21 protein-coding genes and 4 pseudogenes are annotated in these 21199 nt (G+C 34.9%); 12 read left to right on the forward strand and 13 right to left on the reverse strand.

Annotation, left to right across the window (positions count from 1 at the left end; all coding sequences use genetic code 11):
- Nucleotides 1–266: 266 nt before the first annotated feature.
- A complete protein-coding gene (locus tag IGI96_RS18145) occupies nt 267–1319 on the reverse strand; it encodes a phosphatidylinositol-specific phospholipase C (protein WP_438785492.1) in 1053 nt (350 codons plus the stop codon).
- A 286-nt stretch (nt 1320–1605) separates the two neighbouring features.
- Here IGI96_RS18145 and IGI96_RS18150 point away from each other — a divergent pair.
- The 5 genes and pseudogenes from IGI96_RS18150 to IGI96_RS18170 all read left to right on the forward strand — a co-directional run bounded on the left by IGI96_RS18150 (nt 1606) and on the right by IGI96_RS18170 (nt 4375).
- Nucleotides 1606–2732 (forward strand): IS3 family transposase gene (locus IGI96_RS18150; RefSeq protein ID WP_438785358.1). Its coding sequence is split into 2 segments (ribosomal slippage): nt 1606–1834 and nt 1834–2732, totalling 1128 coding nucleotides; the frame shifts between segments, so codons are not numbered across the junction.
- 395 nt (nt 2733–3127) lie between these two features.
- Nucleotides 3128–3521, forward strand: a pseudogene (gene tnpA / locus IGI96_RS18155) (IS200/IS605 family transposase).
- Nucleotides 3475–3765: a hypothetical protein gene (locus IGI96_RS18160; RefSeq protein WP_438785493.1), complete on the forward strand. Its 291-nt coding sequence runs from the start codon at nt 3475–3477 to the stop codon at nt 3763–3765. Before tnpA (IGI96_RS18155) ends, IGI96_RS18160 begins: the two are co-directional and overlap by 47 nt.
- Nucleotides 3698–3889: pseudogene (locus IGI96_RS18165) on the forward strand (hypothetical protein); the annotation flags it as partial. The gene IGI96_RS18160 and the pseudogene IGI96_RS18165, both read left to right, overlap by 68 nt.
- Before the next feature lie 12 nt (nt 3890–3901).
- A complete protein-coding gene (locus IGI96_RS18170; RefSeq protein WP_438785494.1) occupies nt 3902–4375 on the forward strand; it encodes a PTS sugar transporter subunit IIA in 474 nt (157 codons plus the stop codon).
- Nucleotides 4376–4580: 205 nt separating this feature from the next.
- On the opposite strand, the pseudogene IGI96_RS18175 reads toward IGI96_RS18170, so the two are convergent.
- Together IGI96_RS18175 and IGI96_RS18180 are read right to left on the reverse strand one after the other, a co-directional pair.
- A pseudogene (locus IGI96_RS18175) lies at nt 4581–5325 on the reverse strand (IS3 family transposase); the annotation flags it as partial.
- 189 nt (nt 5326–5514) lie between these two features.
- The gene (locus IGI96_RS18180; RefSeq protein ID WP_438785495.1) at nt 5515–7005 is read right to left on the reverse strand and encodes a peptidoglycan DD-metalloendopeptidase family protein; all 1491 of its coding nucleotides are present in this window, start codon (nt 7003–7005) and stop codon (nt 5515–5517) included.
- Between the two features lie 1233 nt (nt 7006–8238).
- Here IGI96_RS18180 and istA point away from each other — a divergent pair.
- The 4 genes and pseudogenes from istA to istB all read left to right on the forward strand — a co-directional run bounded on the left by istA (nt 8239) and on the right by istB (nt 11743).
- Nucleotides 8239–9513: an IS21 family transposase gene (gene istA / locus IGI96_RS18185; RefSeq protein ID WP_438785635.1), complete on the forward strand. Its 1275-nt coding sequence runs from the start codon at nt 8239–8241 to the stop codon at nt 9511–9513.
- 57 nt (nt 9514–9570) lie between these two features.
- Nucleotides 9571–10733, forward strand: a protein-coding gene (locus IGI96_RS18190) for an IS3 family transposase (protein WP_438785398.1) whose coding sequence is annotated in 2 segments (ribosomal slippage) — nt 9571–9847 and nt 9847–10733 — 1164 coding nt in all. Because the reading frame shifts where the segments join, the coding sequence is not laid out codon by codon here.
- Between the two features lie 126 nt (nt 10734–10859).
- A pseudogene (locus tag IGI96_RS18195) lies at nt 10860–11018 on the forward strand (IS21 family transposase); the annotation flags it as partial.
- Complete coding sequence (gene istB / locus IGI96_RS18200; RefSeq protein ID WP_195958049.1) at nt 11015–11743, forward strand: IS21-like element helper ATPase IstB; 729 nt, start codon at nt 11015–11017, stop codon at nt 11741–11743. The pseudogene IGI96_RS18195 and the gene istB, both read left to right, overlap by 4 nt.
- Nucleotides 11744–12487: 744 nt before the next feature.
- Here istB and IGI96_RS18205 read toward each other — a convergent pair.
- Nucleotides 12488–12757: a type II toxin-antitoxin system RelE family toxin gene (locus tag IGI96_RS18205; protein WP_438785496.1), complete on the reverse strand. Its 270-nt coding sequence runs from the start codon at nt 12755–12757 to the stop codon at nt 12488–12490.
- A 2-nt stretch (nt 12758–12759) separates the two neighbouring features.
- Complete coding sequence (relB, locus tag IGI96_RS18210; protein ID WP_438785497.1) at nt 12760–12987, reverse strand: type II toxin-antitoxin system RelB family antitoxin; 228 nt, start codon at nt 12985–12987, stop codon at nt 12760–12762.
- A gap of 593 nt (nt 12988–13580) precedes the next feature.
- On the opposite strand from relB, the gene IGI96_RS18215 reads away from it, so the two are divergent.
- The 3 genes from IGI96_RS18215 (at nt 13581) to IGI96_RS18225 (ending at nt 16863) form a co-directional block, all read left to right on the forward strand.
- On the forward strand, nt 13581–14777 hold the full coding sequence (locus IGI96_RS18215; RefSeq protein ID WP_438785498.1) for an IS110 family transposase: 1197 nt from the start codon (nt 13581–13583) through the stop codon (nt 14775–14777).
- A gap of 165 nt (nt 14778–14942) precedes the next feature.
- Nucleotides 14943–15395 carry an IS200/IS605 family transposase gene (tnpA, locus tag IGI96_RS18220; protein WP_438785499.1) on the forward strand — a complete coding sequence of 151 codons (453 nt, stop codon included), beginning with the start codon at nt 14943–14945 and terminating at the stop codon, nt 15393–15395.
- 172 nt (nt 15396–15567) lie between these two features.
- The gene (locus IGI96_RS18225; protein WP_438785500.1) at nt 15568–16863 is read left to right on the forward strand and encodes an ISL3 family transposase; all 1296 of its coding nucleotides are present in this window, start codon (nt 15568–15570) and stop codon (nt 16861–16863) included.
- 87 nt (nt 16864–16950) lie between these two features.
- Here IGI96_RS18225 and IGI96_RS18230 read toward each other — a convergent pair whose 3' ends face one another.
- From IGI96_RS18230 to IGI96_RS18265, 8 genes are all read right to left on the reverse strand, one after another.
- Nucleotides 16951–17148, reverse strand: coding sequence for a hypothetical protein (locus tag IGI96_RS18230; RefSeq protein ID WP_438785501.1), 198 nt, complete (start codon nt 17146–17148; stop codon nt 16951–16953).
- A gap of 115 nt (nt 17149–17263) precedes the next feature.
- Nucleotides 17264–17548, reverse strand: a complete 285-nt coding sequence (locus IGI96_RS18235) for a type II toxin-antitoxin system RelE/ParE family toxin (RefSeq protein ID WP_438785502.1) — start codon at nt 17546–17548, stop codon at nt 17264–17266.
- Nucleotides 17535–17831 carry a type II toxin-antitoxin system RelB/DinJ family antitoxin gene (locus tag IGI96_RS18240; RefSeq protein ID WP_438785503.1) on the reverse strand — a complete coding sequence of 99 codons (297 nt, stop codon included), beginning with the start codon at nt 17829–17831 and terminating at the stop codon, nt 17535–17537. The genes IGI96_RS18235 and IGI96_RS18240 overlap by 14 nt, the downstream gene beginning before the upstream one ends.
- Before the next feature lie 404 nt (nt 17832–18235).
- On the reverse strand, nt 18236–19039 hold the full coding sequence (locus tag IGI96_RS18245; protein WP_379902907.1) for an AAA family ATPase: 804 nt from the start codon (nt 19037–19039) through the stop codon (nt 18236–18238).
- Entirely contained in the window at nt 19032–19322 is a 291-nt protein-coding gene (locus IGI96_RS18250; RefSeq protein WP_438785504.1) for a Mu transposase C-terminal domain-containing protein, read from the reverse strand. The genes IGI96_RS18245 and IGI96_RS18250 overlap by 8 nt, the downstream gene beginning before the upstream one ends.
- Nucleotides 19307–19960 carry a hypothetical protein gene (locus tag IGI96_RS18255; protein ID WP_438785505.1) on the reverse strand — a complete coding sequence of 218 codons (654 nt, stop codon included), beginning with the start codon at nt 19958–19960 and terminating at the stop codon, nt 19307–19309. The genes IGI96_RS18250 and IGI96_RS18255 overlap by 16 nt, the downstream gene beginning before the upstream one ends.
- Nucleotides 19938–20453: a helix-turn-helix domain containing protein gene (locus IGI96_RS18260; protein WP_438785506.1), complete on the reverse strand. Its 516-nt coding sequence runs from the start codon at nt 20451–20453 to the stop codon at nt 19938–19940. Before IGI96_RS18260 ends, IGI96_RS18255 begins: the two co-directional genes overlap by 23 nt.
- Nucleotides 20431–21015 carry a recombinase family protein gene (locus IGI96_RS18265; RefSeq protein WP_438785507.1) on the reverse strand — a complete coding sequence of 195 codons (585 nt, stop codon included), beginning with the start codon at nt 21013–21015 and terminating at the stop codon, nt 20431–20433. The genes IGI96_RS18260 and IGI96_RS18265 overlap by 23 nt, the downstream gene beginning before the upstream one ends.
- Between the last annotated feature and the right edge of the window lie 184 nt (nt 21016–21199).

Here is a 21199-nt window from a genome sequence, read left to right on the forward strand (position 1 = left end):
ACTATCAGTTAGAACGCAAATTATCATGTATAAATTTTTAATGACAGCAATAACTGTATACACGATGTAATAAAACGAAACTCAAGAAAATAGTCAAAAAAATACTTTTTAACATGTAACCATTCCATTGATTAATTAGACATAATATAAATATATCTATTATTTATTCTCATTTTTTACCTTTATTTCAAAAAAAAACACAAATTACCCTAATAAACACATAACATTGTGCTTATTAGGGATGGATATTTCTCTATGTTTCATTTTTATTTTCGATAATTACATTGTATAACTGCATCTATTAACCGTTCCCCTGGAAAGTCAGCTACTATAATCCCTGATCTAGATATAGCATTATTATATAAATAATCTGCTGTTAATACATTTGTTCCTTCAAAACTAATTGTCGCAAAAACTCCTAATCGAGCAGTCCTCGGAAAATCTGGATATTTATTTTTAAAAGTAGGTTCAGTTAAACCTGTAGATAGTCTATCACTACGTGTACCAGGATTTATATGTCCACTAGCCACAAAATATGGAAAGACTCCTCCTGATCCACTTAAATAATTTAAATGAATCAGATTATCCTCCAAAGTATTTGCCAAATCTATCTCTTCTCGAATATATTGCCACTTCGAATATAAATCCCAATTTGTAGACAAATGGTATTTATCTTGTTTAGGTAACATAGAATAAGGCATCCCTTGCTTTAATCCCCATATATCTGATAATATCACGACTTTCCCTCTTACATCCCCCAGTTTAGGATTATCTATCCTACTAAAACTATAATTCCAAAAAAGCCCTTTGTACTTATTATCATACTGATCAAATAGCTTCCACATTTCAGGATCCGAAGCATTAGAATTTTCCTGCTTCACCCTCATCAAAACAGTCTCACTGGGATTAGAAGAAAGGAATTTTTTTACTGTAGATAATACATCATCAAAATCATAACCTAAGTATATTGGTCCATGATAAATAGAAAATAGTCCTCTCTCCTCATATTTTAAACGTATATCCAAGTATCGAATTCCCGATAACAATTGTTGTTCCAAATTCATAGATTGAGTCCTTGTATTATCTACAAATAATAAACTTCTTGAATGAGCCATTGTATCATGAGTTCCTGGAATAGAAATATTACTTAATAAACAATCATCAGAAATTGTCTTCATCCAATCTTGATATTGCTCTGTAAACTTTGTTGTCGCTTCTTCTTCGTTCCAATATGCACGATCATAGTGAGCATACACAGTGTAAGGAGAACTAAAAAACAATACACATAGTAAAATAATAGAAAAATTAATTCGACGCATAACCATTCCTCCAAAAAATATTCATTGTTATCAAATCATTGAAGCGCCTCTCCAAAAAAATCAAATTTTTTGGTCCAACTTTTTTGGGGGCACTACACATTTAATATTATAATGTGCGGGTCTTTTTAATAAAGAAATCAGAAAAAGAATGGATATATAACACACTAAATATACTTATTGTTAATAAATTAAAACCGAATATATGAAGTAGTGTTAGTATCAAATCTTAGACATCTTTTCGTAGAGACAGAAATAAATTAAACTTATCTACGAGAGGATGGATTTTATGACCCGATATGAAGAAAATTTTAAACAGATGATTGTTGAACTAAATCAAACTGGACGTTCTGTTCGAGGGTTGGCGAAAGAATATGGCTTAGCTGAAGCGACGATTTATAAGTGGAAGAATTTATACTTACCTGATCCGTCCACAGGACTAACCGGAAAAGAAGCGGCTGATTTGAGAAAAGAAAATGCTCGTTTGAAAGAGGAACTTGAAATATTAAAAAAAGCCGCAGCCATATTCTCTCGAAAGACCTGAAGTCACTTGTCCGATTCATTGAAAAATGGTGTAAGGATTACACTGTTTCTTTGTTGTGTCGGTTATTAGAAATTCCTAGAAGCGTCTACTATTTTTATAAAAATAAATCGTTAACAGCTACAGAAGTCAGAAATAACCAATTGAAAAAGAAGATTTCAACGATCTTTTTTGATCATAAACAGAGATATGGTGCAACAAAAATCCATCAAGTGTTGCTAAAAGAAGGAATTTCAGTATCTCTTAAGCATGTTCAAAAATTGATGAAACAATTAAATCTAAGGTCAATTGTGGTTAAGAAATACAGACCTCAACGGTCTGTTCAGCCGGTTGTTTTAAAAGAGAACATCTTAAATCAGGACTTTTCTACTAAAACTATCTGTGAAAAATGGGTAGCTGATATCACCTACATTCCAACTAAGAAAAATGGTTGGTGTTACTTATCTTCAATTATGGATTTACACACGAAAAAGATTATTAGCTATACATTTTTTAAGCGAATGACTGTCGATTGTGTGTTACAAACACTCAATCAAGCGAAACAACGGTACCACATTCCAGAAGGAATGATTCTACACACCGATTTAGGTAGTCAATATACAGCAATCGAAGTGGAAAGTTGGCTTGAAAACAATAAAATAAGACATTCCTATAGTCGCAAAGGAACACCCTATGATAATGCAGGAATTGAGTCCTTCCATGCATCATTGAAAAAAGAAGAAGTATACACGACGACTTACTCAGACTTCGAAGAAGCGAATCGAGCACTATTTAGTTACATTGAAGGATTTTATAACCGGAATCGAATTCACAGCTCGATTCACTATCTAACCCCTCAGGAGTTTGAAGAGTTAGCAAAAGAAAAAATGGCGTAACCGTCTCTACTAAAATGTGTCCAAGATATTGACTCAAATCCAAAGAATAGCTACAGAATATCCAAACCACTATAATAATTGTATTGAATGTAGCAACACCTGCACTACAAACATTAAAATTCTTATTACAAAATATGTTGATATAAGTAACTACATCACCTTAGTAAAATCACTTCGTTATCTTAATAAAAAAACAATGTAAAAACGCTACATATAGTATCCATGAAAACTTTAATATAACTAGGCAGAAATCGCTCATCCTCTATAGGTAGATGATGAATGCCGTTCGGCATGAGGGTTACCGTCGGTAACTCGAAGACCGCCAACTAAGCGTATTGCCTTTTTCTTTTGTCCTATGTTACAATCGGTCTATACAAAAAATGAGTTGATATAACATGGAATTAGATACAAATAACCATTCAGTATTTCTTCTTTATTACCACCTTGTTTTAATAACGAAATATCGTAGACAAGTAATTGATAATGAAATATCTAACTACGCTAAAGCGACTTTTGAAAGAATCTCAGAATCGTATCACATCACTTTAGTTAAGTGGAATCATGATAAAGACCATGTTCAAAGCTCAACCAAAAACAGAGTTGACAAAATTTATCAATGCCTATAAAAGTGCCAGTTCACGTTTGATAAAGCGCGATTATCCAAGAGTCAAACAATTTCTTTGGAAAGAAATGTTCTGGTCAAAAATTTTTGACCTTTTGACAACTGATGGAGCCCCAATTGATGTGCTTAAGAAGTATATTCAAAATCAAGGAAATAATCATAAATAGAAAACAGGTAAGCTTTATAGAGCAACTAAAAGCATATAAATTTAGAATCTATCCAACAGCAGATATTTCTACTTTTGAAGAAGAGAAAAATGCTTATGCAGCAGGAATTGGTTTTATAGGAACGTCTTTAAGTATCCATACTGAAGAAAGCAAGCAACAAGAAGGTCCAGATTGGGATGAAATTAACACCTTTCGGCATTGTGGGAGCACTTATATATTTCTTTGTTTTTACATTTTTTATTAAAAAATGTAAAGTAGCTATTCATGGTATGTTAGAGCATACAAATGGAGGTATTCGAGCAGTTTTTGGTGGAAAAGCAGATTTATTTAGCCAAGAAATTAATCAAATATTAGAACAAGATAATTAGGAGGTATTTTGGATGTTTCAATTTTTAAAAAAGAAAAAAGAGGTAATTTATGCTCCATGTTCAGGGCAAGTTATTCCCATTACAGAAGTAAAAGATCCTGTATTTTCACAAAAGTTATTAGGAGATGGATTTGCCATTATACCTAATAATAAAAAAATTACTGCTCCATTTACTGGTCAAGTAGTTTCAATATTTCCAACGAAACATGCAATTAGTTTGAAAACAGAATCTGGGATAAATTATTTGATTCATATTGGAATTGATACAGTTAAACTAAACGGAGAACCTTTCTCAATTTTTGTTAAAGAGAACGATACAGTAAAAAATGGAGATTTAATTGCTGAAGTTGATTTTGAGCAAATAGTGAGGGCAAAAAAAGATCCTTCTGTTATTGTAGTTTTTACAGAAGAAACTCAAATCAACAACTTAAATATAAAAAATGAATTGATAGAAAATAATCAGTCTTGTGGGGAATTTTATTCTTAAAATCTATTCGCTTTCTGATACTAACTGGTTATCTATGTAAACAAGATGAGTATTGGTTCAAAATACATGGTTAACTATTTCTTATACAGAAAATATGAGAAAATTTTATGGGAAATAAAACAACAGTTTACCGTAATGACCAAAAAAAGTTAAACTTGTATGGAGTGGAGAAATTCACTCCTTTTTTGTACGATAAAATTAACTGTTAGACAGCTGTTTTTACAGCTTCTCGAAACTGAACCGGACTTCGCCAATTTAATTTCTTTTTGATGCGTTTATGGTTGTAATACTAGATATATTGGTCAATTTTTATTTACAATTCATCTAAACTCCGATAAACTTCCCCATGAAAAATCTCTTGCTTTAATAAACCAAAGAAGTTTTCCTTAGGTGAGTTATCTAAACAATTCCCTTTACGAGACATACTCTGGAAGATTTTATGCTGCTTCGATTTATTTTTATACGCATTCATTTGATAGGCCCATCCTTGATCTGAATGGAAGGTTCTACGAAAAGGGCAATCATTTGTTATCTGGATTGCTTCTTCTAATCCTTCCATTATGGCTAGTGCGTTTGGTTTTTCAGAAATCCGATAAGATAGAATTTCACTATTGTAGAGATCTATAGAAAGATCTAAATACAGTTTTTTTTGACGAATGATACCTGTGGTGCCTACTTCATAATACTTAAACTCTGTGGTATCAGTTGTAATTTTTGGGTGACAGTACCAACCTTTCCACGATAAGAATTGTACCGTCGAGATTTTCGAGTGTAAGTCTTTACTTCGATACCTAGTTTTTTATCAGACGTTGAATCTTCTTTTTATTGACATGAATCCCTTGATTCTCTAATTCTTTTTTTAGTCGAAGACAGCCATACTCTTTATGCTCTTTGCGAATTTCAAACATTTTTTCTTCAATTTCTTGGTCTGGATTTGATCTGTCAAACCGTAGAAGTTTTTTATCGCTAAAGCTATTTCGTCCACGCATAGAAACGCGCGGTTTTTTTGTTTCGTACGCTACGCGAACGAAACTGACTAAAGTCAATAACAAAAAAATCTGAGCCAGAATGTGGTTCATTCTGACCCAGATTTGATTTTGCACAACTCATCAGTCCTTATTGACAAAGAACCTTATTCCTTAGAATAAGACTGTTTCTGGATCAAACAATTGTGATTGAGAGAGTGTATTGTCTAAACAAAGTTCAAAATGCAAATGTGGACCCGTACTATTTCCTGTTGAGCCAACATAGCCAATGATTTGACCTTGTTCTACTTTGTCACCAACGTTGACTTGATATTCTTGTTGGTGGGCATATAACGCTGTTATACCATCTTCATGCTCAATGGCTACATAATTCCCCCAAGAAGGATGAAACTCTGCTTTAATGACAGTCCCTGCTTTACTTGCAACAATCGGTTCGCCTTGTGCAGCTGCTAAATCAATTCCACGGTGAAATTCGTCACCACGAATACCAAACACACTAGAAATCGTATAGTTTTTGACTGGTGCAATATACCCTTCTTTACTTAATTGTGGCCCTGTTACTTCTTTGTCATACGTAGTTAGATCATAGGTTTCGATTAAACTATTCAATTTTTTATAGTAGCTAGTATCGGTCGCATAGCGTCCAGTCAAAAATTTTGTTGCTTCTTGATAGGTTTTCGCATTCGTTTTCCAAACACCTTCGTAGAAATGACTATTTCCTGTTAAGCCCTCTTTCAACAGTTGCGCATAGTCATTTAAGCTATCTTCATAGTTCTCATACCGCCGAAAAGTTGCTTGAGTAGTGTAAAGCGTACCATCTCCTAAATCTTCTTGTGTCGAAAAAGAGACGCCTTTTCCTTTGTGTGTGCCTTTAATGCCAAACAAATTATAATTCGGTGCTTTAGCTAACTGACTCTGACCACTTGCCGATTCTAAAATCGCTTGTGCAATCATAACAGAAGCATACAAATCCTTTTCTTGTCCAATTTTACGAGCAGATTCCCCAATCTTACGAATAAAGCTTTCTACTGATTCATCTTTTTCAAAGTGAATGTTTACTTCGCTATCTTGTTTGCTAAAAGGCACTAATTCTTGAATCGGTGCTGTCGGTGCTTGATGATGCGCTTTTGACTCTTCCTCCATGGTTTTCTGTGTTTGTACTTCTGGTTGATTCTGTTGTTCTGTTGTCAAATGTTGCGCCTTAACTTGTTGTGATGGAATTACTTCCGTCGGCTTCGTTGAGTGTAACACCCCTTGATTGCCCGTTTCACTAGGTTTCGTTGTTGGGTGTTCCGCAGTTTCCGTTTCAGAAGGCTTGGTTGGTTCTTGTGTATTATTTTCTGGTTGACTAGAATCTGTCGTATCAGGAGTGCTTGTCTCTAGTTTCGGATCCATTGGTTGTAAACTGTCTGTTGTAGAATCAGTTGGTTGATCTGTTGATTCACCCCGTTGTTGATCAAATTGTACAACAACTGAAGAATCAGCTGTTGTTTCTTCCACAATTGTAGAATCTTCTGTATTTAAGGTCGTTGATTGTTTTGCTGTTACAGTTGGTTGGTTTTCATCTGCGAAGACAGCAGGAGTATAGCCAACAACTTGACCTAATAAAAGAAGAGCAGATAATAATTTACTTGTTTTTTTCACTACATTTCCTCCAATATTTTAGCTTAAGATATTATAATTGCTATGTAGGATTTACTTTAAAAATAGACTTACAAGAGATAGTATAAATTTTATATTAAAAAAATCTTGCATTTAAAAAATTTTTAATCTTTTTTTCAATTATTTATTTTTCGAGTTTCTTTCTCCCACCCTTACTATATATGTTCGTCACCTCAGACAAATATCCCAAGAAAAGTACTTCACTATTTTAATTGGTTTGATTATGATATATTATCTCAATTTTAATAAACGACAAAGAATTTTTCAATACTTCATTGCTAACAGTAGTATCTTTTTTATTATTTTTCTCGCTCCATTCTCAAAGATTTTCGGAAGTTACTTTCCTATATTTTTAAACATTTCCTTATGCTGTCCATTCCGATATAGATTATATTTTCCACGTTGACTTTCTTATTGTTATGGGGTAATAACCTATTAATAATTTTGTTTCCAGAAATTATTATGTGTTTAACTACTTGACTTGACAATCTAGGAGAGGTTACTTCATATTATCTCTAAATTTTTCCCATTAATTTGAATTATTAACTAAATATAATAAAAATCTGCATCACAGAATGTCTCAAGATAAAACCATAATGCAAATGAATTTATTTATTCTGTCCTCAAAACATAAATGACATTATCTATCAAGTGAAAATGTCCCAGAAAAAATCATAGATAATCAGAAAGATTGCTGTGACAATTGTTACAATCAATTTCTTTTTCGAAGGCAAATCTTTCTTTTTTAGATAGTTACCTAAGACAATTAAAGAGATTAAAGCAAAGAAAATCAATGCTTTTACCATTGATCCCAACTACTTCCTATGGCTCCCATCAGACAACCTCCACCAAGAGCCCCACCAATTATAAAACCGCCAGCACAGGAATCACCGACGCTTCACCAGCTAATTTTTCCGCCAATTAATTTTAACATTTCTCCTTGATATAGTATTTCTTTTTTATTAATAGTCCCTATTCCTTTACCGATATATTATAGACAATCTTTTGAGCTATATCCTCCAATTAATTGTTTCATTTCTTGTTCGTTTAGTTTTTAAAATTCTTTCATGATAAAACTCCTGTTTGTGGCAGAATTTAACTACACACTAATGCAGCCGAAAGTACACAACTATGCAGCAGTTTGACTGCGAACTAGTTTCCTTCCATCATAAGTTTTAGTGACTTAGTGATGGAGGTACAGAAAGGTTGTTAACTTTGGATGATATTAAAACGATAAAACATTTGAGAAATAATCGTGATCAGTCAATTGATCAGATAAGAAAAGCAATGAATATCAATTGGCGAACAGCGAAAAAATACGCCGACAGTGATCAGCTATTCATTACGGATCCTACTCGAAAAAATAAATCCATGATGGATGATGGCTGGGGAGAAATTATCGGTAGTTGGCTAGAAGAAGACCTACGCTTACGTAGAAAACTCCGTAGAACTGCCAAAGCTATCTATGAACAATTGAAACCTTTGGGTTTCCCTGGCTCCTATCGAACAGTTTGCGTCTATATTTCTCAATGGAAAAAACAGCGGTACGACGAAACGAATTACAAAGCTGTCGATCGCCTTGATCATCCGATCGGAGAAGCACAGGTCGATTTTGGAACAATGGAAGTCATGCACGAAGATCACATGAAAGACATACAACTTCTTATCATGTCATTTCCCTATAGTAATGCGACGTTCGCAAGTGCCATGCCAGCTCAAAACCAAGAGTGTTTCCTGGAAGCATTAAAGCAACTATTTGATCAATGCGGCGGTGTTCCAAAAAAGATCAGAATAGATAACTTAACTCCAGCGGTGAAAAAAACAAAATCAAAATTTGAAGAAGCACAACTAACCGATGAATTCTTACGTTTCACCATTCATTATGGTTGTGATGTTCAAGTCTGTAACCCACGTAGTGGGCATGAAAAAGGACATGTCGAAAATAAAGTGGGTTATGTCCGATACAATTTCTTCTCGACTTCGCCAATCATGGACTCTTTTGAGTCCCTAAATAAGCAGCTTGAAGAACAATTGAAAACAGATCGAAAAAGGACGCATTATTCGAAACATCAATTAATCGAAGATTTGTGGAAGAAAGAAAACAAGGCGTTACATTCTCTTCCCCAAGAGGATTACCCAATTTTTAAAGAAGTAGAAGCTAAACTAAATCGTTATCACGAAATGAAATTGGATCAAACGGTTATTCATATTCCTAAAGCATATGGATATTCTCAATTGACCGTTGTTTTGACTTGGAATAAATTTAAAGTTCTTACGCCTCATGGAGACCTCTTAATGAACGAATATCGCCCCTATATGAACAAAAAACGATTGATCCCATGGAGTGATATCTTGAAACAATGGAGTAATAAATTGAATGTCGTTAGTTATTCGAGGTATTGGAAGTACTTGCCTGCACGCCTTCAAAATTATCTAGCAATTGATAATAATCACCTTAAATACAGACGGATATGGATAGGCTACAATTAACTAGACAGAAAAATTAAGGTGTGTAGACTAGAAGAAAACATACCAGGAGGAATTTTTATGTCTAAGAGAACACGAAGAACTTTTTCACAAGAATTCAAGCAACAAATCGTCAATCTTTACTTAGCTGGAAAGCCACGTGTAGAAATCATTCGAGAATATGAACTAACGGCTTCAGCATTTGACAAATGGGTAAAGCAATCTAAAACGAGTGGTTCATTCAAAGGAAAAGATAATCTTACGCCTGAACAAAAAGAATTGTTAGAACTACGTAAAAGAAACCAGCAATTAGAAATGGAAAATGATATTTTAAAGCAAGCAGCGCTGATATTCGGACGAAGAGACAAGTAATCGATGCGAATAAGCATCTTTACCCTATATCAGCGATGTGCAGAATATTAGGTCTATCACGTCAGTCCTATTATTATCAATCAAAACCAAAGAAAGACGAATCAGAACTTGAAGAAGTAGTCGCTGAAGAATTTATCCGCAGCCGAAAGGCCTACGGCTCAAGAAAAATAAAAAAAGCCTTATCAAAACGAGGCATTCGGATCAGCCGACGAAAAATTAGTAGAATCATGAAAAATAGAGGATTAAAATCGAGCTATACTGTTGCTTATTTTAAAGTACATCATTCTACTTGCAATGAAGCCAAAACGACAAACGTATTGAATCGTAAATTCTTAAGAGACAACCCATTAGAAGCGATCGTAACAGACTTGACTTATGTACGAGTCGGGAAAAAATGGAATTATATCTGTTTCATTTTGGATCTGTTCAATCGAGAAATTCTCGGCTATTCTTGTGGAGAACATAAAGATGCCATTCTAGTAAAAAAAGCATTTAGCCGTATCAAACAACCTCTGACAGAGGTTGAGATTTTTCATACTGATCGTGGAAAAGAGTTTGATAACCAAGCTATTGATGAATTATTAACAACTTTTGACATCAATCGATCATTGAGTCATAAAGGCTGTCCTTTTGATAATGCCGTAGCTGAATCAACTTATAAGTCGTTGAAAGTAGAATTTGTCTATCAATACACATTTGAAACCTTACAACAATTGGATTTGGAGTTATTTGACTATGTCAATTGGTGGAACCACCTTCGGTTGCACGGTACACTTGGCTACGAGACACCGGTTGGTTACCGTAACCAGAGATTGGCGCAGCGAATCCTTGATAATGAGCTCGGATGTGCTAACGCTAGCGAGGCAGTCTAACTTTAACTGTTAGCTCCTGCCGAAGATCGTCACATCCGAGGAGGCTCATTGTCAAGGACAATCGGAATAGCATACGGAAGGAAGTTCTGCACCTTATAAAATTTGTCAAAAAAACTGTTGCCATTCCAGATAAAACAATTACTAAGTTTATTAGCGACCTATGATATCCAACAAATTAATGAACAATTTTACGAATTAGTTGTTCAAGAAGATGCCCCCTCTGACTTTGATGTGAATTGGTCAAACTATGATGCATTAACAAAATCAGGAGGCGTGCAAAAATGACTGGACAGACGCTAGAAGATTATTGCAAAAAGCTTCGATTAAGCCATATCATCACGAACTTACCAAGAGCTTCTTTCGAAGCTCCAGAACAATTTATTACCGATTTATTCCGTTTAGAGCTTGAGACCAGACAGCAGATCAAATTAGAACGGATGGAAAAATTAGCCAAATTTCCTGTACCAAAATCGCTAAAGAACTATGAATGGCACGAAGATATTTTTCTACCAGCCCATCTAGATAAGGCGACCCTTGTCTCTCTTGATTTTCTAAAAAGGCAAGAAAACATTGTTTGTGTTGGCTCTCCTGGTACAGGGAAAACGCATCTAGCGATCGCATTAGGGAGAAAAGCCTGTAGTGAAGGTGTTTCAACCAAATTTTTCCGAGTAAACAATCTCGTTGAACAATTAGAGAGTGCCTTAAAAAAACAACAGCTAGCCAGTTTCAAGAAGCGATTCGAAACAACAGAATTAATTATTCTTGATGAAATGGGGTACTTACCATTGACGAAAGAAGGAGCTGAACTGCTCTTTCAACTGATTTCAGATTGGTATGAGCAAAAGAGCATTATTATTACCTCTAATTTAGAATTCAGTCAATGGAATCGAGTGTTTATGGATTCTCGCTTAACAGCTGCTCTCGTTGATCGGCTAATCCATCACGCTCACATTATCAGCTTTAAAGGCGAAAGTTTCAGGTTGAAAAATTCATTATCTAAATCATATTGAAGGAAAAAACTAGTTGCAGCAAAACTCTGCACTTTCGGCTGCATTTTTTTGTAAAAAGCTATTGCACAACACAAACTCCCCTTCAAATAGATTTATATTACATATATAACACATCAACAGATTCGTCTTTGTTTGGCTTTTTATCTCAAAACAAAAAAATGTCCTAGAACCTAGAGAAGTTCCTATTTCTAAATTGATAATCTAAAATAGATTGTCAATTTAATTCTTCCTTTCAAAATCAAATGAAACTGGAGAAAAGTTATATGGTTTTATATGATGAACAAGCGTGTATACTTCAGAAATGGATTTCCCACTCAAAAGAATCTTTCATGCAATTAAACAAGATGTCCTGTATGACTATGAGAAGGCCATAACGCATTAAAATTTTTAATATAAGGGTGAAAAGTTATTTGTTATGCTCTTTTTTATGAGAAAGTAAATAAAAAAGAAACTAGTTCCACCTAAGGAAAAAGTTTCTTTTAACTATTGACTAATCGTAAGAAATAACCGTATCATAAACTTTGGCCAATTTAACGGTTATTCTTTGTAACTGATTCAACTATGCCACCGACTTAAACGGTGCTATCCCTAAGAGGAGTTGTTAGCGCAACTCCTCTTTTCGTTTTTAGTATACCACACTCTTCTAAGTTAAGCTAGAAAGGCAAATCCTCATCAAAAGGCGAATAATTTGTGTCTAGATCCTCGTTTCTATCTAAAGATCCTTGTAAATCATTTGTAGGCATCTTATTTCGAATATATTCCTCTCCGGTGACCAACTTCCAATGCTAATATGAGCATTTGATCTTCATCTATTTTGACGATAACGCGATAGTTCCCAATTCGATAGCGCCATTTTCCAGCATGATTACCGACTAAAGCTTTTCCTGTTTTCCTTGGATCACTTGTGCCATCAATATTCTTCGATAACCATTTTAAAATGGTGATTGCTTCAAAGCGATCCAATTTTTTTAGTTGTTTGTCAAAGCGAGTCGTCGTTTCTAAAGAATACGTCATCACTAATCCACCAATCCATATTCTTCTAATAACTTAGATAATGGATTAGATTTTTTATCTTTCAGGTATTCTTCATAGGCATGATCTCCGATTGAAGCATCATATGCATCTTCTAAAGATTCTAGCGTCTTTGTTTTCATTAAGTCAGATAAGCTTTTTCCTTCAAAATTGGCCATATGATCTAGAAACATCTTTTCTTCATCTGAAACACGTACAGTTATAGTTGCCACATTCTGCCACTCCCTTCATTTCTGATTTAATTATAACATGAACACAAACGCGCGTAAACACATTTGTGTTCATACGTTTATCGGTTAATACTCAATTGTTGCTGCATTTGTTGCGCTACAGCTGGTCCTTCACGAAAATGACTAATCTCCTTCATACGCTCTTTCTGGCTCTATAATTTATGGGACTGATGAATCAGAATTGATTCTTCAGTCCCATTTTCATTTATTGACTTTAGTCAGTTTCGTTCGCGTAGCGTACGAAACAAAAAAACCGCGCGTTTCTACGCGTGGACGAAATAGCTTTAGCGATAAAAAACTCCTTGTATATTTAAGATACTCAATTAATCAGCTATTCCGTTTTAACTAGCTGTTATTTTGTCTATAATTGAGCTAGACGCTATGGACTAGTATAACCTCCACCAGATTCCTTTGGAATACTGTTGTCGAAAGGCTCTGGCCACAGCTCTTTGTCACATTGTTAATAAGTTTGTTAGCGCATGACATCTGTTCGTGACGCTTGATTGATCACAAGGTTACATAGGCAAAGAGTAAGTGGAGCATAGCGTAAATTTTATCTGTCAGGAGTGGTCCTTATGTTGTACGTTGGAATAGATATTGCCAAGCACAAACATGACTTAGCGATCATTGATACTGAAGGAACGGTTTTTATCCGTCATCTTCAGATTGAAAATAATCGTGAAGGCTTTACGAAGCTTCAAATGACGCTTGCCAATTTGCAGAAAACAACCGGCGAAGAGATTCAAATCGCCTTAGAAGATACCGGTCATTATTGCTTTAATATCTTACGCTTCCTTCGGACGCAAGGGTACCCAACTTATAGCTATAATCCATACTTAATTAAAGAATTTGCCAAAAATCAAAGCTTACGAAAAACCAAAACCGATAAAAAAGACGCCATGACGATCGCTCGTAAATTACGAGCAGATCTTGATAAACAATCATTTAGTGCGAACCCCTCAATGATTGAGCTGAAATATTTAACCAGACACACAGCTAGATTAAGAGAGGACTGTACTCGAAAAAAAGTGAACTACACACGCATTTTAGATATTCTCTTTCCAGAATTAGCACCTTCTTTGGGTTCTTCTTCCGCAAAGTACCAATCCTATGTGTACGCAATCTTAAAAGAATACCCCTCTGCTAGAAAATTAGGAAATGCACACTTAACGAAGTTGACCAATCTCATTTCAACGCACTCAAAAGGTCACTTTGGAAAAGAACAGGCCGTCAAGCTCAAAGCACTCGCGCAAACCTCTATTGGTCAAGAGTCGCCAGCGTTAGAATTTGAACTCCTTCAAACTATTGATGCCATTCAGTACCTTACAACTATGAGAGACAAAGCCGAGAAGGAAGTTGCTCGATTAATGAGTGAAATCGATTCACCTATTTTAACGATTCCTGGCATTGGTTTTAAATTAGGGAGTGTCATTCTCGCCGAAATTCGAGATATTAATAATTTCCGATCGCCGAATCAATTGCTTGCCTATGCAGGCGCAGAACCTTCCATCTCTACGTCTGGAATGAATCAGACTGAAACTGGTCGAATGGTCAAACGAGGTTCCTCTCAGCTTCGCTGGGCATTGCATGAAGCCGCCAGACTCATGTCTATTTGGTCTCTGTCTATGCGTGTCTATTTCCAGAAAAAACTAGCAGAAGGAAAACACTACAATGTCGCAATCAGTCATGTTGTTCGAAAACTGGTACGAATCATTTATCAACTACTGAAAGATAATAAGCCTTATGAGGAGCAGAAAATGATTGTTAACTGATCTTTTCAAAAATCCCCTTTGCCTAAGGGTTCTTTGTCATGCCTTCAAATAATGTCAAAACTACGTTATTCAAACTTTTCATTTTGTGCTTGACTTAATATAGTTTGTCTTTCGATATACTAATAGTGGCTACCAACCGCATATCAGATCGAAAGGAGTTTTTTTATGTCTAACGACGATAAAAGTTTAGCACATACCAAATGGAATTGTAAGTATCACATAGTCTTCACCCCGAAGTATCGACGAAAAGTGATTTATGGAAAGTTAAGAGTAAGTATTGGTCAGATAGTAAGAAAATTGTGTGAGATGAAAGATGTTGAAATCATTGAAACTCATGCCATGCCTGACCATATTCATATGTTAGTAAGAATACCACCAAAGATTAGTATTTCTAGTTTTATGGGCTACTTAAAAGGACGAAGTGCAACCTTAATCCATGAAAAACATGTGAATTTGAAATATAAGTATGGGAATAAAAGCTTTTGGTCCAAAGGATACTACGTGAGTACGGGTGGGTTAAATCAAAAAACAATTGAAAAATATATTCGAGAACAAGAAGCAGATGATCGAATAAGAGATAGTATAAGTAAACAAGAGTATGTAGATCCATTTAAATAGTTAAAGAGAGATAGGGCTGTGAGCGGTTGGTGGTCATTTAAAAAGCCCCTTTTAAGGGGCTAGCGAGTGGTGAGCCCTTCTAGGGCTTTTTACTTTAGGTATTAAAAAACATATCGTTCTCTAGTATGATTAAATCACCACAAAATAAACAACTGGGAGGACGATATGCTATATGAATAATTCTATCAAAAAAATGCTGAGAATAATAGAGAAAGATTTGATGATTACAGAGGTCTCTTACGAGACCCTTCAGAAGAAAAAGACGTTGGTCGTCGATGCTGTTCTCTCGCCTACTCCTCGTGCTTGTAGAAGTTGTGGTTCTACTGTGGTAGATGGAAACGGGAAAGCAATTATAGTGAAAAATGGGAAGAAGGAAACGATTGTCCGTTTTGAACAATACAATCATATGCCTTTGGTTATGCGCCTAAAAAAGCAGCGCTATACCTGTAAAAACTGCCGAACCCATTGGACTGCTCAAAGTTATTTTGTCCAACCCAGACATTCAATCGCAAATCATGTTAGATATAAAATTGCTTCTTTACTGACTGAAAAAGTATCTTTATCTTTTATTGCGAAAAGCTGTCAGGTATCTTTGACCACCGTTATTCGTACATTGAAAAAGTTTAAAAGCTATTTACCAAAGCAATCTAAGAAGATTCTCCCCAGAGTATTGATGGTTGATGAATTTCGTTCGCATGCTTCCATAGAAGATAAAATGAGCTTTATTTGCGCAGATGGCGAAACAGGAAAATTAATAGATGTTTTGCCTACGCGTAAATTACCTCGATTAACAAGCTATTTCTTAGGTTGTACCAATCCGGAAGAAGTAGAATTCTTGGTGACAGACATGAACGCCGCCTACTTCCAGCTCACCAAACGTGTTCTGCCAAATGCGAAAGTAGTGATTGATCGGTTTCATATTGTCAAACACATGAATCAAGCGTTCAATGAGTTGCGTATCCGTGAAATGAATGAACTTCGTAAAGCCGGACAGAAAAGCCAGGCAGAAAAACTGAAAAAGAACTGGCGCTTTTTGCTAAAAAATCGTGCAAACATCAACCATTATGAATACAAAACATGGAAAAGTTTCCGAGCACCAAAATACCCATTTCTTACTGAAGCAATGATGATTGATCGATTGCTTGAGTTTTCTACGCCCCCGAAGGAGGCGTATCCCTTTTTTCATGAATTAGTTGAAGCCTTTCGAGACAAAGACCCTGACTTATTTTTCTCCATATTGGCAGAACTTCCCGAAACGTTAGATGACGGCTTTCGGGAGAAGCTTCAAAACCTTCTGACCTATGAAGAAGGCATCATCAACGCAATGATCTATCCTTATTCCAATGGAAAAATAGAAGCGAAGAATACCCACATAAAGACAATGAAACGAGTATCCTACGGATTTAAATCATTTGAGAACATGAGAATTAGAATCTTTTTGATCAATCAATTAATCAATGTAAGATAACAAAAAATCTGAGCCAGAATGTGGTTCATTCTGACCCAGATTTGATTTTGCACAACTCATCAGTCCTTATTGACAAAGAGCCATAAATTATAGAGCCATTTTATCTAAGATTACTTCAAACGTCTCAAAGATATCTATATCTAATTGGCACAACCAAAGCAAATACTTCTTTTCTTTGTAGGTCCAATCAACGGTGGGGTAGGAGAACATCAAATTACTGTATCTTGCTCTTTGTTCACTTGAAGCCAATTGCCAGCGCTTTGCAAATATTTTTTCTTCTTCCATTATCGATCCCCCAAAAAGAGCGCTGCCTGAAACTTCAATAACGGGCAGCGCAAGTCTAATTACGCAGATCTAAGTATAGCATAGCAAACAATTATGAAAAAAATTTGAACAAAAACTATTTAAATAGGTCCGAATGGCTACCAGTACGTTCAAAAATGATTGTATTATCATAATAGTAAAAGATAAGCACCCAGTCACTATTTCGACCACCTATATGTATATCCCAGCGTTTAGGAACGAGATTTTTTGGTTCTAACGGGTGAAGTTTGTACTCAGTACCTAGTTCTTCTTCATTAATAAGTAATTCCATAGCGACTTGTAATTTCTTTATTGGTTTACCTTGCTTAATTAACTTTTTAACATCTTTATCAAACTGTTTCGTCGTCCTATAATTCAGCATGCTCTTCCTCAAATGCTTCTTTTTTCATTCTAGTAAAATAATCGTTTAAATCTTCTTGGTTAGACAAGTCACTTTTTTCAATTATTTCTTTAGTTTCTTTAAAAGCTTGCAAAGTTTCCTTCGTAGGTTGATATGAAACTGTTTCAATGTCGAACGGAAATTTACCAGTTTTAACAAACTTAGTTAGAAATATTTTTACTGCAGTAGATGTGTTCATTCCAACTTCATCGAACATCTTGTCTGCATCATTCTTTAATTCATCATCGACTCGAATAGTTGCCATGATAATCCCTCCCTTTATTTAGTATATTGTAACACACAACCAGAAATTTGCACACTTTTGTATATGATTGTATACAAAAATTACTAGGTAATGAAAAACGCTCTTCCATCAGAAATAGTTGACCCAATCGCTTGAATTTCCTTTACAATTTCTGGGCAATTCAACCATCCTGCCTCAGCTGTCAAATGTAATAGTCTATAGTACTTATCTTATCTTTTCTTTTCAATCTAGGAAATCGACACTCCATTCTTTTTCTTCTATTATAAACTATTTAGCTTTTATAATTCAAAGTACAAATGAATGTTTAAAGTGTACCCTAATTAGACATAAATATAATGTCATTTTTAAATGGCAAAAATTTTAATCGATATATGGCAGATGCTCTCCACATTAGGAGAGTTTTTTTATATTCCGATTACTAAACTATCTCTCGCTGCTTCAACTACTTCCACAGTAATTTGATCTAGTTGATTGATTCTCAAAATACGATCAATTTGCGCAAATAAACGATGAATAAGCCGAAAATTCCCTTTCGTAATCTTAATGATTGTTGTGATTGCTTCATAGTCAGAAAAGTCCTCTAATTTTATCTCTATCCCTAAATCTGCCCATTTATATTCCAAAATATGGTGTGTTTCGTCTTTACTAAGATTATCAAATTCATGGGCAAATCCTATGCGCGAGTATAATTGCGGATAACGAGACAATCTTTTTTCAATACCAGGCATACCAACAAGAACCAATGCTAAGTCATTCTTGTCATAAATATCTCTCAATTGTTCTAAGTGTTGTAATTTTAAGCGATCAATTTCATCAATAATAATGAGATCAATTCCTTCATAAGAATTTGAAGCATAGGTTTCTTTTTGATTGTATTTATGAACTAAATGCATTGTTCTAACTAAATTGGTTCTAGTTGCTAGTGTATGTATATCTGAGCTGACACGAGTCATCTTTTCTGCTGGAGCTGTATAAAATAGTTTGTTGGCCGTTAGTATTTCATCTGTCGCATCTTTTCCAATGTCAACTCCACGGCGAAAGACAATCTGTGGTTCTATAGTGTCCCAATGACAATAATATCTGGAAGAGAGCGTTTTCCCGACACCTGGCGCTCCATAACAAATCCCAATATATTTGTATTTGATGCATGCGTCACAAAATTCTGCGAATCGTTTATATTCTTTTGTTTCGATAAACTGTTTATTCATTATAATACCTCTTTAAAGTTGATTTTTTAGGAGGTTTAATACTTTCTTCCGTCTTTTTCTCTTCAATTAAGAAATCTATGGTACTCGGAGCATTCAATTTTTGTTTTAATAATCTTTTCCGTTTATTTCTAGCAGTAATAAGATCGGGCATACTAATTTCATAAGTTGAAAGATCTGGAGAAATCGCTGTGCAAAGAAATTGGTTTTTGTAAAAAACTCTGATTTCAGCTAAATCATTTGGGGTATAACGAATTAAAACGGATTCTCCTACAAAAGCAGCCAAGTTAGGATTTGTGTAGCGAAATCCTTGAAAATGAATACCATCTGATGGACTTTTCTAGATTTTGGAATCGCTAATAACAATAAATCGAGTTCTTCTAAACTCTGAGGCATATTAGGTAAAAATAGATGATCATTCCACTTTTTTGCGGGTGCTTTTTTAATAGAGGAGTGGAGCGTTTGGTTGTACTCCTTAATCAGAAAACAATGTAGTTTCTCTTTAAAGTCATGAATTGTTAATAACCCTTCACCATCTATATTTCCTATATAGCCGGGTAAGTTTTCTAAGAACATTTGGTTAATTGTTTGAAAAAAGCGTTCAATTTTCCCTCTTCCTCGAGGAACTCCAACGGTTGAAAAAATAAGGTTGATTCTTAAATCGATTGCAACTTGCTCCATAAATTTGGAAGTAAAATCACTTCCGTGATCCGTATAAAACTTTTCTGGGATCCCACAAATCGGCCATAAGGGATCCTTTTTCGACCAAATGGCTTGGTGTAAGGTTAAAGCAGTATTTATTGCGCAAGGAGGAGTAAAACTTAAATAATAGCCAGCAACAGCACGACTGTATTCATCTAATATGATGGTTAACCAAGGACGATTAATAGTTCCTTTTTCATCAAGTAAATGAATATCTAGCAAAGTATGATCTGCTTGCCAGATTTTGTCTACTTGCTTCTCTTATTGTAATTAAATCATAGCTTTCTTTGTAAGCTTTATCGCCATCATAGGCCAATTTAATTAAGCTTTTCGGCATGCTTTTTCTAAATCTATAAATTTGAGCGTAGCTAGGGGGATCTATTTTATGTTCACTACAATAAAGAACAATTTTTCTATATAAAGTTTTCGTACTAATTTTTTTGTGCTTTAAAACGAATTTTTGTGCTATTTGAGAAACCTCTTCTGATATTCTTAGTTGTCCAAAATCAGATCGTACTTTTCTAATTAGGCCGACTAGTCCATTTTTTTCAAAGTTATCTACCCAACGATAAAGTGTTCGAATTGGTATTTCATTTTCTAAGGATATTTCTTTTATTCCTTGTTGCTTCTTAAGGTAAGGTTCAATAATCGTATATTTTTTCAGAGCTTCTTCTCTTTGGTGGTCAGAAAAACTAGCTAGCGTTTGTCTTTCCATTTTTATCCTCCATTTTTTCTAAATAGCGATAAATAGTCGTTCTTGAAATCTTCCAACGTTCGGCAATTGCTTTAATGGGGGTACCACTGTCAACTAATGTTTTTAACAGTTCTAAATCTTGGGCATCCAATTTCTCAGGACGACCACCAAAACGACCTCTTGCTCGAGCAGCTTCTCTCCCAGCAGCCGATCGTTCTAGAATTAGATTGCGCTCAAATTCTGCAAAAGCCGCAAACAAATGAAACATCAGCTGGCCAGTTGAACTAGATTTATCCATTGTAATATTTTCCTGAAGGCTATGGAAACTTACACCACGTTCATTCAATCGATTGACAATAGAAATCAGATCTTCCATATTCCGACCCAATCGGTCCAAACGCCAAACGACAATCGTATCTCCTTCTCGTACAAAATCGATTGCCATTTCTAAACCAGGTCGATTATTTTTTGCTCCACTCATATAATCAGTAAATAATTTTTCGCAACCAAAATTTTTCAGACTATCTTCTTGCAAATCTAAATTTTGTAAACCAGTTGAAACACGTGCATATCCAACTTTCAAAAAAATCCCCCCTTAGTCTTAAAATCATTGTACCATAACTTTATATCGGGGCAATAAATGAACATAGATTTTGTTATGGGTTTATGAACACATCTGAAGGGAGATTTCCTAGAAATTACATCAAAAAATGAAGTGTCCAGAAAGGCAAGATTTTCTGAACACTCCATATCGACATCTTATAAGT

The sequence above is a fragment of the Enterococcus sp. DIV0421 genome (assembly GCF_051713745.1).
Classification (GTDB): domain Bacteria; phylum Bacillota; class Bacilli; order Lactobacillales; family Enterococcaceae; genus Enterococcus_D; species Enterococcus_D casseliflavus.